The sequence below is a fragment of the Catellatospora sichuanensis genome (genome assembly GCF_007483665.1).
Lineage (GTDB): Bacteria > Actinomycetota > Actinomycetes > Mycobacteriales > Micromonosporaceae > Catellatospora > Catellatospora sichuanensis.
The window spans coordinates 166,553-182,363 of sequence record NZ_VIQO01000013.1; the positions used below are offsets into that span (position 1 = coordinate 166,553).

The following is a 15,811-nucleotide window of genomic DNA, read 5'->3' on the forward strand; positions in this document are numbered from 1 at the left end:
TTTCGCGAATGAGTTTCAGCTGAGCAGCGGCCTCGGGCGGCCCTCGAAGGTGGTGGACAGCGCGATGGCGGTGCGGGTGCGGGCGATCCCTCGGGTGCGCGAGAGCTGCACGATGAGCTGCTCCAGCTCCGCGATGGTGCCGACCCTGGCCTTGACCAGGTATGACTCCTCGCCCGCCATGAAGTAGCAGGACTCGATCTCGGACAGCCCCTGCAGCGCCGCGGAGACGTCCTCCATGTCGACGGCCGGGTCGGCGACGATGCCGATGAGCGCCGTGACGCCGAGGTCGATGGAGCTGGGCTCCACGTCCGCGTGGTAGCCGCGGATCACGCCCGACGACTCGAGTTTGCCGACCCGGTCGTGCACCGCCGGCGCGGAAAGGCCGACCTGCCGCGCGAGCTCCGCGTACGACAGGCGGGCGTTGTTGCGCAGCAGGTCAAGCAGGTTGCGGTCGATCGCGTCCACACAGAGCACCTTAGAGGCAGTTTCTTCCAGAATGGGCACGGAGGGGCGCATCTTCGGGCAATATACGAATGAGGTTCGCAACATATGGATGCGAACCCCCCAAAAGGTGCATACGACCATTTTAGGGACATCAGCTAGTGATGGTGCTCTAATTGGGCGTACGTCCCAGCGGAGGCGGCTACCGGGTGCGCCCGAACCAACTCCGTCGACGCAAGGAGGTGGGCGTGGACACAGGAGATCGCCTGTTGACACCTGGCGAGGTGGCCGCGCTGTTCCGGGTCGACCCAAAGACGGTGACCAGGTGGGCAGCGGCCGGACGCATCGGCAGCATTCGCACGCCGGGCGGCCACCGCCGGTTCCGCGAGTCGGAGGTGCGGGCACTGCTCGAGGGCGAGGGCGAGTTCGACGAGGACAACCCTCCGGGCAGCCCCACGGCGCAACCCGGCCCCGGCCAAGGCGCGACACCGCGGGCGGCGGGCAGCCGGCCGGGCGGATACTGACCGCAACGGTCCAACCAGGACCTCTACCGAGCGGTACGACACGGCGGTCGTTATGGTCGTACCCTCATCAGCGGCGCTGACCCGGCGCCAGGAACACGGCACGTCCCGACGCTCGCCTCAGTCCGCGGCCAGGGACTCACCACGTTCCTTGAACGGGCCACCGAACCGTGTGGCCCGTGCCGGACCCGAGGATCGAGTCGCCGCATGCCAACCAACCGGCGCGCCGCCCAGCTGCTGGCCGCGACGTGCTCGGCGCTGACCGAGACCATCCGGCGGCACATGCCGGCCGGCCCCTACCGCGACTTCACCGCGTGGGCGTACTCGGCGGACAACCCCCGGCGGCACGAATACCTCCAGAGCACCGGTGTCATCCAGCTCGTCACCATGAACACCAGGATGCTCAGCGGCCTGGTCGAGGAGGACGACTGGCCCGTCATGCTGCGGCACGCCGGTCTGATGAACGCGTACCAGGTGTTCGAGGTCGTCTCCGACGACCTGGCCATCGGCCTGGGCCACCCCGTGCTCGACGACGCCCAGACCCGCCGGCTCGAACTGATCGGGGCGCTCAACCGGGCCATGCTGCAGGCGCTGGCCCCCGGCCGGAACACCCCCGCCATGCTGCTGCTGTCCGGACCGGCCCGCGACGCCGCCCGGCACGCCTCCGGCTTCGAGCAGAGCCTCGTCAAGGGCAAACGCGCCGGTATGGCCGAAGACTACGCGCGGCACGTCGGCGCCGACGCGCCGCTGCTGCAGGACGTCGAGTACGGCCTGTGGGCCGCGCTCGTCGCCAACGTGGAGAGCTGCCGCGACCTGGTGGACGGCATCGACGGCGCGCCCACCGCGTCCCTGGTGCGCCAGGGCCTCGCCGACCGCTACCGCGCCGTCGAGCGCACCCTGCGCGCCGAGCACCTGTCCCGGCTCGACCTGGCCGCGCTCGGCGGGCAGAGCATCCTCGTGCTGCCGACGCTGGGCTACTTCGTCTGCGTGCTGAACGACGTGCTGGCGCCGGTGCCCGGGCAGCGGGCGGTGCTCGCCGACGGCACGCTCAGCGACCTGCTGTCCGACGCCGCCCTACTGGTGCGGCTGCAGAACGACCTGGGCACCCGGCTGCTGCGCATGCCCCCGGTGCAGCAGCACGCGCTGATCAACCGCATCGTCCGGGCCTGCGACGCCGACGGCCGGGACACCGCCGAGGGGGCCCTCGACCTGCTCGCCGTCGACCCGGACACCGCCTTCAACCGGCTGCAGAAGGACATCGTCACCGGCGAGGCCAACGTCGCACTCTGGCACGCCCGCCGCGCCGTGGACGCCACCGGTGCCCTCACCGCCCTGGCCGACAGCCTCGCCTACCACTCCGGCCTCTACGCCCTGCACAGCGCCCGCCTCGCAGCCGGCCTCTCCGCCCTCGACACCCGCCTCGACGACCGCCGCGCCACCACCCTCATCGACCGCTTCGTCCGCTTCCACGAACGCATGTACTCCCACGCCCACACCGACCCCCTAGGCGAATACGCCATCTAACCGCCCCCACCCCAAGGGGACGATCTTGCGTGAACTGTGGGGACGACACGCATAAAGCGGCCAAATGGGCAACAGTTCGCGCAAGATCGTCGCGATCATGGGCGAGGGCGGGGGCGGGGTCAGCCGGGGGTGGCGGCTTCGATGATGGCGGGGACGCGGCGGAAGTAGCGGCGGGCGAGGAGGGAGAGCAGGGGGCTGAGCAGGGGGCCGAACCAGGCCCAGGGGCGGGCTGCGACGATCTCGGCGACCAGGGCGAAGCGGGTGCGCTGGGGCGTGAGCGCTGACCACTCGTAGTGCGCGGTGTAGGGCAGCGGTCCGCTGCGCACCATGATCGTCTGTTGGCGCGGGGGCTCCTGCGCCGTCACTTCGATCCGGGTCTGGTGACGCACTCGCAGCAGCGTCGCGTCCAACTCGTACAGCGTGCCGACCCCGCCGTCGCCGCTGATCCGGCGGGACGAGTGGATGCCTCCCCACCACTGCGGGTCGTGCCGCAGGTCGGACAGGTAGGCGAACACCTGGGCGACGGGGCGGTCCACCACGATCTCGACCGCGATCCGGACACTGGCTGGCTGGGCTGGCATGCGCTGAGGCTAGGCAGCCGCGTCCAGTCGGTCAATCAGCCCGGCTAGTGTCAACGCTGTGCCTGCCGACGATTCGCCGCGTACACCCTGGATCCTCGGGGTGTCGGGGGCTTCCGGGACACCGTACGCGGCGGCGGTGCTGCGGGCGCTGTGCGCGGCGGGCGAGGCGGTCGACCTCGTCGTGTCCCGCGCGGCGCGGCTGACCATCCTCGACGAGACCGGGCACGCGTTCCGGGACGCGCACTGGCGCGAGGACCTCGCCACCTGGCTCGGCGCCTCACTCGACGACGCCGACCTGCGCTACTGGCCCGCCGGTGACCTCGCGGCGGGACCGAGCAGCGGCTCGTACCGGGCCAAGGGCATGATCGTCGTCCCGGCCTCGACGGCGGCGTGTGCCGGCATCGCGCTGGGCCTGTCCAAGGACCTGCTGCAGCGGGCGGCCGAGGTGAACCTCAAGGAGCGCCGCCCGGTCGTGATCGTGCCGCGGGAGACCCCGGTGACCCGCAGCCACCTGTTGCACCTGGTCGAGCTGATCGACTCCGGCGCGGTGGTACTGCCCGCCAGCCCCGGCTTCTACGGCAGCGGCGCAAACGCCCAGGCCCAACAGCTCGTCGACTTCGTAGCCGGCAAAATCCTCGACGCCGCCACCATCCCCCACACCCTCCTCACCCGCTGGACCGGCCACCTCGGCCACCGCTGACCCGGCCCCGCCCCGCGGCGCCAACACCCCGCCTCCGGCGAACCCCCTGTCGCAACTCTCAGAGAGTCACGCCTTCCCGTGCACCCCGAAGCCGCGACTCTTTAAGAGTTGCGGCAGGTGGGGGCCGAGGTCAGACCAGGAGGGCGAGGACGGCGAAGATGAAGAGGGCGATGCCGACGAAGCCGTTGGCGGTGAAGAAGGCGCGGTTGACCTTGGACAGGTCGGTCGGGGTCACGATGACGTGCTGGTAGCCGAATGCGGCCGCGGTCAGCGCCAGGCCGATCCACCAGGGCCAGCCCAGGCCGACCCACACCCCGAACACCACGAACAGCACGAACGTCACCACATGGGTGAGCGTGGAGATCAGCAGCGCGTTGCGTACGCCGTAGCGCGCGGGCACGCTGCGCACGCCGATCTGCCGGTCGACGTCCGCGTCCTGGCAGGCGTAGATCAGGTCGAAGCCGCCGATCCACAGCCCGACCGCGAGGCCGAGCAGCCAGGCCGGGCCGGACCCGGCGAAGGTGCCGGTGACCGCGAGCCAGGCCCCGATCGGGCCGACCGCCTGGGCCAGCGCGAGGATCGCGTGCGGCCAGTCGGTGAAGCGCTTGCCGTACGGGTACAGCACCAGCGGCACCACGGCCAGCGGCGCCAGCAGCGCGCACAGCGGGTTGAGCGCGAGCGCCGCGCCCATGAACACGATCAGTGCCACGGCCGCGCCGAGCCAGGCCGTGCGCACGCTCACCGCCCCGGTGACCAGCTCACGCTGGGCGGTACGCGGGTTGCGGGCGTCGATGTGCCGGTCGATGATCCGGTTCGCGGCCATGGCGAAGGTGCGCGCCCCCACCATCGCGATCGTGATCAGCAGCAGCGTGAGCCAGTCCACGCGGCCGAGCGTGCGATCCATCGCGACCAGCGCCGACAGGTACGCGAACGGCAGCGCGAACACCGAGTGCTCGATCGCCACCAGCTTCAGGAACGAGCGCACCCGGCCCGTCTCCGCCAGCGGCGCACCGCCGGCCGGCACGGCCTCGTGCGAGTCCTGCGAGGACGCGGTGCTCACTTGCCCCACCCCTTCCGCGAGCTCTCCGGGAACCCGTACTCCTTCCACCGCTTGTCGACCTTCGCGACGATCTCGGGGGCCATCCGCATCTCCTCCGGCCAGCCGCGCGTGTAGCCCTCGGTGGGCAACTTGCGGGTGGCGTCGACACCGGCCTTGCCGCCCCAGAACTGCTGGTACGACGCGTGGTCCAGGTGATCGACCGGCCCCTGGGTCAGCACCAGGTCATGCGCGTAGTCGACGTTGCCGAAGGCGCGGAAAGCGACCTCCGAAAGGTCCCGCGGGTCGCAGTCGTCGTCCACCACCACGATCAGCTTGGTGAGGCTGAGCAGGTGCGCACCCCAGACCGCGCTCATCACCTTCTGCGCGTGCTTCGGATAACGCTTGTTGATCGCGACGACCAGGCAGTTGTGGAAAACTCCGGCCTCGGGCATGTGGTAGTCCACGATGTCCGGGACCAGGATCTTGATCAGCGGCAGGAAGATGCGCTCGGTGGCGAGGCCGATCGGCCCGTCCTCCTGCGGCGGCTTGCTGGTGATGATCGAGTGGTAGATCGGGTCGCGGCGCATCGTCATGCACTCGACGTGCAGCACCGGGAACGGCTCGACCGGCGTGTAGAAGCCGGTGTGGTCGCCGAACGGCCCCTCGGGCAGCCGCTCGCCCGGCTCGACCCAGCCCTCCAGGATCACGTTCGCGCTCGCGGGCACCTGCAGCGGCACGGTCAGGCAGTCGACCAGCTCGACCCGCTCCCCGCGCAGGAACCCGGCGAACAGGTACTCGTCGATGTCACCGGGCAGCGGTGCGCTGGCCGAATACGACACCACCGGGTCCGCGCCGAACGCGATCGCGACCGGCAGCCGCTCGCCGCGGCGCTCCGCGACGGCGTGGTGCGCGGTCGAGTCCTTGTGGATCTGCCAGTGCATGCCGACGGTGTTGTGCGAGTGCTGCTGCAGCCGGTAGAGGCCCAGATTGCGCTTCCCGGTTTCCGGGTGCTTGGTATGGGTCAACCCGTAGTTGTGGTAGATGCCGCCGTCGCCGGGCCACATGACGAGGCCGGGCAGCATGTTGAGGTCGACCTCGTCGCCCTTGAGCACGACCTCCTGGCAGGGCGCGCTCCTGACCTTCTTCGGCGGCAGCGACTTCAGCTGCATGATCTTGCCGAGACCGTCCATCATGCCGCTGAAACCCTGCGGCAGCTCCGGCTTGGCCAGCTCGCCGATCCGGGCCCCGATCTCGTCGAAGTCCTGCACACCCAGCGCCATCGCCATACGGCGGTCGCTGCCGAAGATGTTGATCGCGAGCGGCATCATGCCACGGGTCGGCTTCTCGAACAGCAGCGCCGGACCCTTGGCCCGCACGGTACGGGTGACGATCTCGCTGATCTCCAGCGTCGGATCGACGGGGGTGGTGACCCGATGCAGCTCACCGGCCCGCTCCAGCGCGCCGAGGAAGCCCTGCAGGTCGTCGAACGGGAAACGCGGTGCCGCCATGCTGGCATCCTCGCATCTGCCCCGTCACTCCGCCGGGGAGGGGCGACGCGCTGCGGCGTACGCCATCGTCACCCGCGCCCGGTTCGACCGGTTGACCCGGATGTGAACCCCCGCCCCACCCGCGTCCCTGGGATGGCACTGCTGGCGACGGCACTGTTGGCCCTCGCTGCCGGATGCACCCCCGGGACGGCCGCCGACGCCATGCCCGAGTGCCCCACCGGCCGTCCCGCCTCGACCACCGCACCCACCGGGCCGCCCAGCCTGACCGCGCCGAACGCGTGCCGCTCGTACGCCACCGTCGTGCAGCCGGTCGCCCACGCCGTGCCCAGCCCCGGCTACCACCACCTGGGCGCGACGACGCGGGGCCGCTGGTCCGGGGTGCTCGGCCGGATCGAGGTCGGCGACGCCGGGGTGCGGCAGGGCACGTACGACTTCGTCGCCGCCCGGTTCATGGCCAAGGCGGGCCACGGTAGCGAGCAGTCCTGGCTCGAGGTCGGCTGGACCGAGACCGGCTGGTCCGGCAACGCCCGCCAGCGGGTCTACACCTACGACACGGCGACCCGCGCCTGGGCCTTCTACGACCAGTACGCGGTGGCCCCCGGCGACCGGCTCTGGCTGCACCTGCAGACCGAGGCCACCGGCACCCAGCCGTCATGGCAGGCGTGGCTGTGGTGGGGCGACCGGTGGAACCTGCTCACCAGCCGGCCGCTGCCGCTCACCGGCCAGGCCGAGATCGAGCAGTACGTCGAGGTCCACGCCGACCCCGCCGCCGCCCCCGGCACGATCGTCATCCCCCGGCTCGCGATCGACAACGTCCAGCTCAAGTCCGCCCCCGACGCCCCCCTGCGCCCCTGGAACGCCGACGTGCCCACCGCTCCCGGCGCCGACTTCGCCACGTACTGCCTCGACTGGCGGCAGCCCTATACCTCCTGGACCACCACCACCTGCTGACCTTGGACGAAGGGCACCTTCTCAACCTTGCACCGCCTTGACCTTGCACCGCCCTGACCCGCGCGAACGCCGCCCCCGGCGGGAGGTGCCGGCCCTGCGCGGACGGACGCCTGCTGGCGCTGGGTTGGAACGCTGCAGTTTCGGGGAAAGTGCGGTAATCAGAGCCCCGATCGCTGCAGTTTCCCCGAAACTGCAGCGGCAAGTGGTCGTGGCTCGGGCGGACGAATCCTTGGGCGGGCGGCTCGGGGTACCGCGCCGTTGGGGGGCCCTGGAGGCAGGTCGCCTGACCTGCTCATGCCGGGTCGCTGGGCGGTGGAGCCGGGTCCGGATCCAGGCTGAACGGGGATAGGCGGCTAACCTTCGGCTCCATGCGGATCGTCACCTTTCGGGAGCGGGAGACTCCCCCCGAACTGCGCGCACAGGCACTCGCGCAGCAGGCGCAAGCCTGGCCACCGTCGGTGGACGACCGCGCCAACGACAGCGACAGCGACAGCCACAGCGACGGCGACGGCGACTGGCATGATCCCGCGCTCGACCCCGTGACGATGCTGCTGGTCGACGGCGGCACGGTCATCGCGAGCCTTGACCTGCTGTCCAAGGACATCTGGCATCACGGCCGGAGCTATCGGGCCCGGGGCCTCAGCCGGGTGGTCACGGGTGTGACTCACCGGGGCCGGGGTTTCGGACGGCACCTCGTGGCCTACGCCCGCGAGGAGATCCGCCGCAGCGGCGCAGACCTGGGCATCTTCACCTGCGACCGGGAGCTGCAGGGCTTCTACGAGAGCGCCGGCTGGCAGCCGGTGGCGGGCGCGGTGCTCGTGGGCGGCACCCCCGACGATCCCTTTCCCAGCGACCTGTTCGACAAGGTCACCATGGCGGCCTTCTTCTCTCCGGCAGCCCGGCGCCACGCGGACTCGTTCACGGGCACCCGCATCGCGCTCCACTCCGGCCCCGTCGACCGCCTCTGGTGAACGCCGCCGCCGCAACGATGATCGCTGTTTCGGGTCAGAACCTGCGGTCCGACCCCACGTTCTGACACGCGACGGCGATCAAGCCCGCACCCGCCGCGGCAACCCCTCGCCACCGGCCCAAGCCGCCCCTGAAATCCCAGCTCAACGCAGTAGGAACGTTAAGAAGGGCACCTTCTTTAACGCGGAGCGTTAAGAAGGTGCCCTTCCTTCGGCCAACCCCGGGCTACACGCCGCCGTAGGAGTGGAGGCCGGTGAAGAAGATGTTGACGCCGAAGAGGTTCATCATCATCGTCAGGAAGCCGATGACGGCGATCCAGGCCGCGGTGGAGCGCTTGATGCTCGGAGTCGCGCGGGCGTGCAGGTAACCGGCGTAGACGACCCAGGAGATGAAGGCCCAGACCTCCTTCGGGTCCCAGCCCCAGTACCGGCCCCAGGCGACCTCGGCCCAGATCGCGCCCGCGGTGACGCCGAAGGTCCAGATCGGGAATGCGAAGGCGTGCAGGCGGAAGGAGAGCCGCTCGACGGCCTCGGCATTGGCCAGGCGGCCGCCGAAGGCGTACAGGAAGCCGCGCTTGCCGTTGTCGTAGCCGGTCCGGACCAGGTACATGATCGAGGCCGCGCCGGCGACCATGAACAGGCTGGACGACGTGATGACCGCGCCGATGTGGATGCCGAACCAGTACGAGTCCAGCGCCGGGACCAGCGGGCCGACCGGCGTGTAGAGGACCATGCCGGCCACGCCGACGAGCAGCACCTCGAACAGCATCACGAACAGGCCGAGGTGGCGCACCTGCCGCTGGAAGAACAGCGTGCCCAGCCAGATGACGCTGCCCAGAGCCGTGATCGACAGCACGAACTCGTACATGTTGCCGAACGGCAGCCGCTCCGCGGCGATACCGCGGGTCACCACGGTGATCACGTGCGCGACCGCGCCGAGGATCGTCGCGCCGACCGCGGCGGGCCCGAGCCAGGCGGCCAGCGACCGCGTGCCGCCCGAGGCCCCGTCGCCGGGCTCGGTGACGGCCGGGGCCGCGTAGGCGTGCGGCGCCTCGGTGACGACCGGCGCACCGGCACCGACCAGTTCCCGAGCCGGGACGGCGGCAGCCGCGTTCGCGATGCGCCCGCGGGCGCCGAACGCGTACTCGCCCGCGTGCAGCAGCATCGCGGCCAGATACGAAAGCAGGGTGACGACCAGAAGGCCGTCGGACAGTTCTGCCACTACCGTTGCCACCTCTCGACCAGGGAACGGAACTCGTCTTCGAAACCGGGGTATTCGGTGCGGGGCAGGCCGCCCGCCTCGGCGCTGCCGTCGGGACGCAGCCGCAGCCAGACCCGGCGGCGCTTGCCGTACAGCGACAGCGGCAGGCCGACCAGCAGCAGCACCGCGCCGGTGAGCACGATCGGCTCGCCGGGGTCGTGCCGGATGGACACCGTGATCCACTGCCGGGTGCCGACGAACTCGACCTTGCTGCCGTCTTCCAGGGTCCAGGTCTCGCCGACCCGCATGAGCTTGGGCTCGCCGTACTTCTTCAGCCGTCCGGCGTCGAGCTGTCGCTGGTCGAGGTCGTAGACCGAGCTCGGGATGCCCGCGTCCAGCCCCAGGTCCCCGCGGTACGCGGTGAGCATGAGCGCGGGGTTGCGCTCCGCGGGGTGGTCCGAGCGCAGGTACGGCGGCCCGTCCTTGGTCGGCAGGTACGTACCCGAGAACGCCATCTGCTTCGTCTTGTCACTGCCGTTGGCGTCCGGGAACGCGGCCACACCCTGGCTGGTCAGCGTCGCGTCGGTGTACGGGAACGGCGACACCGCCTCCTGGGTCACCCCGGCCGCGTCGGTGTAGCGCAGCACCGGGGCGTACCCGTGGCCGAGCAGGTACACGTTCGCGCCGTCCAGCCGCAGCGGGTGGTTCACCTGGAACGTGTGCCGGCCGAGGTCGCCGTGCGCGGAGTCGGTGGCGGTCACGTCGGCCGCGAACGAGATCGGCATGCCGTCCGCGCGGTACTCGGCGCGGAAGTCGGTCAGTTCCAGGCAGAAGTCGGGCAGGTCGCCCGCGCCGACCCGCGGGCCGAGCCCGAAGTCGTCGTACTGCTGCACGGTGTTGCAGAAGACCTGCTCCGGCCCGGCGACGATGAGCCGCCCGGCGTGCCAGCCCCACAGCGAGCCGAGCCCGACGCCGATCAGGATGACCAGCAGCGAGCTGTGGAACAGCAGGTTGCCGGCCTCCTTGAGGTAGCCCTTCTCGGCGGCCAGGGTGACGGTGCCGTCGGCGTGCTCGCGGCGCACGGTGCGCCAGCCGCGCAGCGCGGTCCGCGCCGCCGCCTCGTCCACGGCCGCGTCGAGCACGGCCGACTGCGGGAGCCGTTCCAGGCGCTTCGGCGCGTCCGGCGGGGCGGTGCGCAGTGCCTTCGCGTGGTCGCGCAGGCGCGGGGTGATGCAGCCGATCAGCGAGGTGAACAGCAGCAGGTAGATCGCGGCGAACCAGGGCGAGGCGTACACCTCGAAGCCCCACAGCCGGTCCAGCACCGGTGCCAGCCGCGGGTTGGCGGCGTAGAAACGCTGCACGTCCTCGACCTTGACCGAGCGCTGCGGCAGGACCGACCCGGGGATCGCCGCGACGGCCAGCAGGAACAGCAGCATCAGCGCGGTGCGCATGCTGGTGAGCTGCCGCCAGCCGTTGCGCACCGCGGCCCATGCGGCCGCGACGATCCGGGGGGTACGCCGGCGCGGCGGCTCCCCGTCCGCGGGCGGGCGCTCGACGGCGGCCTCGGCGACGCTCATGCGGCGGTCCCGTGGCACGTCGTGGCACGGCGGGACGCGCCGGTGACCGGCCTGCTCATATGGAGATCTCCCCGGCTCCGAAGGTGACCCGCAGCCAGATCACGAAGTCACCCCAGGCACCCGTGATCAGGGCGAGGCCGACGATGATCAGCAGCGCGCCGCCGAACCGGGTGACCCAGCGGGAGTTGCGCCGGATGAAGCCGACGACGCCGGTGAGCTTGCGCATGCCCAGGCCGAGGGCGATGAACGGGATGCCGATGCCGAGGCAGTAGGCCAGCGCGAGGATCACGGCCCGGCTCGTGTCGCCGTACATGGTGGCCAGCGCGCCGACCGCGGACAGGGTCGGCGACAGGCACGGCACCCAGCTCAGCGCGAACACCATGCCGAAGACCGGCGCACCCCACAGCCCGGCCTGGGGCAGCCGCTGGATGCGGCGCTCGTTGTCCAGCCCGGGCACCAGTCCGAGGAACGCCAGGCCGAACAGCACGATCAGCACGCCGATGCCGACCTGCAGCGCCCGCTCGTACACGAACAGCAGCCGGCCGATCTGCGCCATGAGGATCGTGGTGGTCACGAAGACCGCGGCGAACCCGGCGATGAACAGCAGCACCCCGGCCAGCACCCGGCCGCGACGGGCCCGGCCCAGGCCGGTGCGGTCGTCGCCGAGGGTGGCGTTCAGGTCGGCCCCGACCAGGCCGGTCACGTACGACAGGTAGCCCGGCACCAGCGGCAGCACGCACGGCGACAGGAAGCTGGCCAGCCCGGCGAGCGCGGCGACGGCGACGGCCAGCACCAGCGGCCCGCCGTTGACCACGGCGGCGAAGTCCTCACCCATCAGCGGTCCCCACGCACAGCAGGCATGGTCATCAACCGGCCTGCTCGGCGGCGATCTCACGCACGATCGGGCCCAGCTCGGCGGCGTTGGTCGCCTTGCGCAGCACCGCGGCGACCCGGCCCTGCCGGTCGATGATCAGCGTGGAAGGGGTGGACACCGGGGGCACGTCGACGAAACGCAGCGACAGCCGGCCGCCGGGGTCGAAGATGCTCGGGTACGAGTTGCGGGCGGCCACGAACGCCTTGGCCTTGTCCCGGTCGTCCCGGTTGTTGATGCCGAGGAACACCACGCCCGACGCCGCGGTGTCCTTGGCGATCTGCTCCAGGTCGGCGGCCTCCAGCCGGCAGGGCGCACACCAGCTGGCCCAGAAGTTCACGACCACCACGCTGCCGCGCTTGCCCGCCATGTCGTAGGCGCCGCCGTCGAGCAGCTCGCCGGTGACCTCGGGGGCCGCTTTGCGCTCGCCCGGCGGGAAGCGCAGCACGTCACCGACGGCGGGCGGCTTCTCGTCGTCGCTGCAGGCCGCCAGCACGGTCGTGGCCAGCCCGGCCACGGCGAGCGCCAGCACGGCACGGCGGGTTTGGGGGCGTGATGTCACGCGCCCCATCATGCCCCGCGCCCGGCTCCGGTCCCCAGGTGGGCTGCCGGCTCGGAGTATGTGATCTGCGCCAACTGATCACCTTCGAAGACGAACGAGGTGAGGCTGGCCAGCCCGCACTGGCGTCGGCGCGGGTCGTGCCACAGCCGCCTGCGCTCCATGGCCATGCGCAGTGTCCAGATCGGCAGCTGGTGCGACACGCACACCGCCTCGTGCCCGCGGGCGTACTCGCGGGCGGCGTCCAGGGCCAGGATCATCCGTGCCGCGATCAGCCGGTACGGCTCGCCCCAGCTGGGCGTGAGCGGGTTGCGCAGCACCCACCAGTGGCGCGGATCACGCAGCGCGCCGTCGCCGACGCCGACCCGCATGCCCTCGAAGTAGTTGCCGCTCTCGATCAGGTTCGGGTCGACGTGCACGTCGAGCCCGAGCTGCTCGGCGAAGGGCAGCGCGGTCTGCTGGGCCCGCTCCAGCGGGCTGGACACCAGGTAGGTGATGTCCCGGTCGGCCAGCGCCGTGGCCGCCGCCTTCGCCATCTGCTGGCCCAGGCCGCTCAGCTGGAAGCCGGGCAGCCGCCCGTACAGGATCTTGGCGGGGTTCTGCACCTCTCCGTGCCGGAGCAGGTGGACGATCGTCCTCATCGGCGATCACGCTCCGCGCGATCGCCGATGAGGAACCGACGGCGACATGGTGTTCTCGCTACGGTCGATCATGACTCTGCTGCCGCCGCCGCCCTGGCCGCGCCTGGCAGGGCTGCGGCGATGTGTTCGAGGGCCTCGTCACCGATCGCGCCGGAGACGAACCACGACTCGAAGGCGCTCGGCGGCAGGTAGACGCCCTGCGAAAGCATGCTGTGGAAGAACGCCCTGAAGGCGGCGGTGTTCTGCCGCCGGGCGTCGTCGTAGTCGTGCACCTCGGCGTCGGCGAAGAAGATCGAGAACATGCTGCCCGCGGTGGCCAGCCGGTGCGGGACACCGGCCTCGGCCAGCGCCTTCGTGGCCAGCTGGCCGATGGCCGCGGCGGTGGCGTCGAGCTTGGTGTACAGCGCGTCGTCGGCCAGCCGCAGGGTGGCCAGACCGGCGGCGCAGGCCAGCGGGTTACCGGACAGGGTGCCCGCTTGGTAGACGGGCCCGGCCGGGGCCAGCTTCGACATGACGTCGGCGCGCCCGCCGAACGCGGCGGCGGGCAGCCCGCCGCCCATGACCTTGCCGAATGTCCACAAGTCGGCGTCGACCGGGTCCAGGCCCTGCCAGCCGGAGCGCGACACCCGGAAGCCGGTCATCACCTCGTCCATGATGAGCAGCGCGCCGTGCCGGTGCGCGATCTCGGCCAGGCCCGCGTTGTAGCCGGGCAGCGGCGCGACCACGCCCATGTTGCCCGCAGCGGCCTCGGTGATGATCGCGGCGATGTCCTCGCCGTGCGTCTCGAACGCCTGCGCCACCGCGTCGAGGTCGTTGTACTTCAGCACGATGGTCTCGGACGCGCCCGCGCCGGTCACGCCGGGCGAGTCGGGCAGCGCCAGGGTGGCGACGCCGGAGCCGGCCGCGGCCAGCAGCGCGTCGACGTGGCCGTGGTAGCAGCCGGCGAACTTGACGATCTTCGAGCGGCCGGTGAACCCGCGGGCCAGCCGGATCGCCGACATGGTCGCCTCGGTGCCCGAGTTGACCAGCCGGACCTGCTCGGCGGCGGTACGCGAGATCAGCTCCTCGGCGAGGTCGACCTCGCCCGGGGTGGGTGTGCCGAAGCTGGTGCCCCGCGCCGCGGCGGCCTGGATGGCGCCGACGACCTCGGGGTGGGCGTGGCCCAGCAGCAGCGGGCCCCACGAGCAGACGAGGTCCACGTAGCGGCGGCCGTCCGCGTCGAAGAGCCAGGGGCCCTCGCCGCGGACCATGAAGCGCGGGGTGCCGCCGACGGCGCGGAACGCCCGGACGGGCGAGTTCACACCGCCGGGCACGATCGCCGCCGCCCGGTCGAAAAGCTCCTGGGAAGCGGGTGCGTCTGCCGGATAACCCACCGGCTCGTTGAAGTCGATCACAGCGTACGAATTATGGCACGCGGTACGGCGCGAGCAGCTCACGCAGGTGCGGTGGGGCGGCCTGCACCACAGCGGAGCCGCTGCGCGCCAGCAGCACCTCGCGCAACGTCTCGAGCACCGACACCAGCCGCCCCGCGGGCAGGTCGCCGGGCACCGCTGCCCACGCCTGCCCGACGCCGATGCTGCCGCGCACCGGAACCGGCGAGCCGATCGCGTCGACCAGGGTGTAGCAGACCGAGTGCAGGTCGCCCTCGGGCGCGTAGAGCCGCACCGCGACCTCGTCGGGGCGGAACGGGTACTTGCCCCACCACAGGGGGGCCTGGGTGGTCAGGTAGGCGTGCCCGCCGAGGCGGCGCACCAGCAGTCGGCCGCGGTCGGCCAGACCGACCGCGGAGCCCTCCAGCAGCACCGCCATCACACCCGTGGCGTCACGGCGTCCGCCCGCCTGGGGGGTGCGGCGCACGCCGGGCATGTCCAGCTCGATCGCGGCCGGGGCCAGGTTGGCGGCCAGCACGTCGTCGCGCAGTGTGGCGACCTGCAGCGGCTGCAGCACCGGGCAGACCACCCAGGCCGCGGCGGGCGCCAGCGGGTGGGTCCGCAGCGTCACCTCGACGATCAGGCTGGCCGGGTGCGGCCCGCCGGGATGCGTCCAGCGCAGGTCGAAGATGCTGGACCCGAGCAGGCGGGCGCGGTCGGCCACGGTGGTCACCGTGCCGTCGGGCAGCACCACGGTCGCGTCCACCACCTGCACCGCGGGCGGCCCGTAGAGGTGGGTGAGCGGACCGAACTCGGCCGCCGCCAGCACCCCGCCGAACGTCGCGCGCGCCGAAGGCGGATCGAGCGCCAGTCGGCGGCCCGACCGGGCGAGCACGTCCTGCGCGGCCGCGACGCCCACCCCCGCGCCGACCGTGAGCTGCTCGGACGTGGGGTCGTAACGGAGCGCGGAGAGGTCGGACAGGTCGACCAGCAGGTCGATCACCGGCGGCGGGTCCAGCCAGCCGGACTTCGACCCGTTGCCGCGGGGCAGCACGGTCAGGCCCAGCTCGTGGGCACGGCGCATCAGGGCGGCGGCTTCGGCGGCGTCGCGCGGCGCGGCGACCCAGCGCACCAGCGCGCCGTCGACCGCGTCCAGCCTGCCCGCCGGGCGCACTGGACAGCCCAGACGCAACTCGTCCAGCTCGGATTCCTCACGCACCGGTGCCGTCATCCCTCGCTCCAACCGAATTGAAGGTGCCGCTACTGACAGTTCACCCCGCGCGGAGCGGGCTGGCGACACGTGAGACGGAAATCTTCACGCAGCGCACAAAGCTCATTCGAACACCTGTTCGATACTAG

The 15,811-nt window shown here is 71.5% G+C and carries 16 protein-coding genes; 5 read left to right on the top strand and 11 right to left on the bottom strand.

What is annotated here, in order from left to right; translation table 11 throughout:
• Window positions 1-15: 15 nt before the first annotated feature.
• Window positions 16-465 carry an Lrp/AsnC family transcriptional regulator gene (locus tag FLL47_RS25740; protein ID WP_144123144.1) on the bottom strand — a complete coding sequence of 150 codons (450 nt, stop codon included), beginning with the start codon at window positions 463-465 and terminating at the stop codon, window positions 16-18.
• A gap of 224 nt (window positions 466-689) precedes the next feature.
• On the opposite strand from FLL47_RS25740, the gene FLL47_RS45020 reads away from it, so the two are divergent.
• Both FLL47_RS45020 and FLL47_RS25750 read left to right on the top strand, forming a co-directional pair.
• Window positions 690-965 carry a BldC family transcriptional regulator gene (locus tag FLL47_RS45020; RefSeq protein ID WP_342780353.1) on the top strand — a complete coding sequence of 92 codons (276 nt, stop codon included), beginning with the start codon at window positions 690-692 and terminating at the stop codon, window positions 963-965.
• A gap of 204 nt (window positions 966-1,169) precedes the next feature.
• Complete coding sequence (locus FLL47_RS25750) at window positions 1,170-2,486, top strand: hypothetical protein (protein ID WP_144123145.1); 1,317 nt, start codon at window positions 1,170-1,172, stop codon at window positions 2,484-2,486.
• Between the two features lie 119 nt (window positions 2,487-2,605).
• On the opposite strand, the gene FLL47_RS25755 is transcribed toward FLL47_RS25750, so the two are convergent.
• The gene (locus FLL47_RS25755; protein WP_144123146.1) at window positions 2,606-3,067 is read right to left on the bottom strand and encodes an SRPBCC family protein; all 462 of its coding nucleotides are present in this window, start codon (window positions 3,065-3,067) and stop codon (window positions 2,606-2,608) included.
• Window positions 3,068-3,125: 58 nt separating this feature from the next.
• Here FLL47_RS25755 and FLL47_RS25760 point away from each other — a divergent pair, with 58 nt between their 5' ends.
• The gene (locus FLL47_RS25760; protein WP_144123147.1) at window positions 3,126-3,767 is read left to right on the top strand and encodes a UbiX family flavin prenyltransferase; all 642 of its coding nucleotides are present in this window, start codon (window positions 3,126-3,128) and stop codon (window positions 3,765-3,767) included.
• 130 nt (window positions 3,768-3,897) lie between these two features.
• On the opposite strand, the gene mqnP is transcribed toward FLL47_RS25760, so the two are convergent.
• Entirely contained in the window at window positions 3,898-4,827 is a 930-nt protein-coding gene (gene mqnP / locus FLL47_RS25765) for a menaquinone biosynthesis prenyltransferase MqnP (RefSeq protein WP_144123148.1), read from the bottom strand.
• A complete protein-coding gene (locus FLL47_RS25770) occupies window positions 4,824-6,314 on the bottom strand; it encodes a menaquinone biosynthesis decarboxylase (RefSeq protein ID WP_144123149.1) in 1,491 nt (496 codons plus the stop codon). The genes mqnP and FLL47_RS25770 overlap by 4 nt, the downstream gene beginning before the upstream one ends.
• A gap of 132 nt (window positions 6,315-6,446) precedes the next feature.
• Here FLL47_RS25770 and FLL47_RS25775 point away from each other — a divergent pair, with 132 nt between their 5' ends.
• A complete protein-coding gene (locus FLL47_RS25775) occupies window positions 6,447-7,265 on the top strand; it encodes a hypothetical protein (RefSeq protein ID WP_246158589.1) in 819 nt (272 codons plus the stop codon).
• 368 nt (window positions 7,266-7,633) lie between these two features.
• A complete protein-coding gene (locus tag FLL47_RS25780; protein ID WP_144123150.1) occupies window positions 7,634-8,236 on the top strand; it encodes a GNAT family N-acetyltransferase in 603 nt (200 codons plus the stop codon).
• A 223-nt stretch (window positions 8,237-8,459) separates the two neighbouring features.
• Here the strand turns inward: FLL47_RS25780 and ccsB are convergent, their stop codons facing one another.
• The 7 genes from ccsB to FLL47_RS25815 form a co-directional block, all read right to left on the bottom strand.
• A complete protein-coding gene (gene ccsB / locus FLL47_RS25785; protein ID WP_144123151.1) occupies window positions 8,460-9,455 on the bottom strand; it encodes a c-type cytochrome biogenesis protein CcsB in 996 nt (331 codons plus the stop codon).
• Complete coding sequence (resB, locus tag FLL47_RS25790; RefSeq protein ID WP_144123152.1) at window positions 9,455-11,011, bottom strand: cytochrome c biogenesis protein ResB; 1,557 nt, start codon at window positions 11,009-11,011, stop codon at window positions 9,455-9,457. The genes ccsB and resB overlap by 1 nt, the downstream gene beginning before the upstream one ends.
• Window positions 11,012-11,066: 55 nt before the next feature.
• Window positions 11,067-11,846 carry a cytochrome c biogenesis CcdA family protein gene (locus FLL47_RS25795; RefSeq protein ID WP_144123153.1) on the bottom strand — a complete coding sequence of 260 codons (780 nt, stop codon included), beginning with the start codon at window positions 11,844-11,846 and terminating at the stop codon, window positions 11,067-11,069.
• Window positions 11,847-11,877: 31 nt separating this feature from the next.
• The gene (locus FLL47_RS25800) at window positions 11,878-12,444 is read right to left on the bottom strand and encodes a TlpA family protein disulfide reductase (protein ID WP_246158592.1); all 567 of its coding nucleotides are present in this window, start codon (window positions 12,442-12,444) and stop codon (window positions 11,878-11,880) included.
• 8 nt (window positions 12,445-12,452) lie between these two features.
• A complete protein-coding gene (locus FLL47_RS25805; RefSeq protein ID WP_144123154.1) occupies window positions 12,453-13,082 on the bottom strand; it encodes a histidine phosphatase family protein in 630 nt (209 codons plus the stop codon).
• 68 nt (window positions 13,083-13,150) lie between these two features.
• A complete protein-coding gene (hemL, locus tag FLL47_RS25810) occupies window positions 13,151-14,476 on the bottom strand; it encodes a glutamate-1-semialdehyde 2,1-aminomutase (RefSeq protein WP_144123155.1) in 1,326 nt (441 codons plus the stop codon).
• Between the two features lie 10 nt (window positions 14,477-14,486).
• Window positions 14,487-15,683, bottom strand: a complete 1,197-nt coding sequence (locus FLL47_RS25815; protein ID WP_144123156.1) for an FAD-binding oxidoreductase — start codon at window positions 15,681-15,683, stop codon at window positions 14,487-14,489.
• Between the last annotated feature and the right edge of the window lie 128 nt (window positions 15,684-15,811).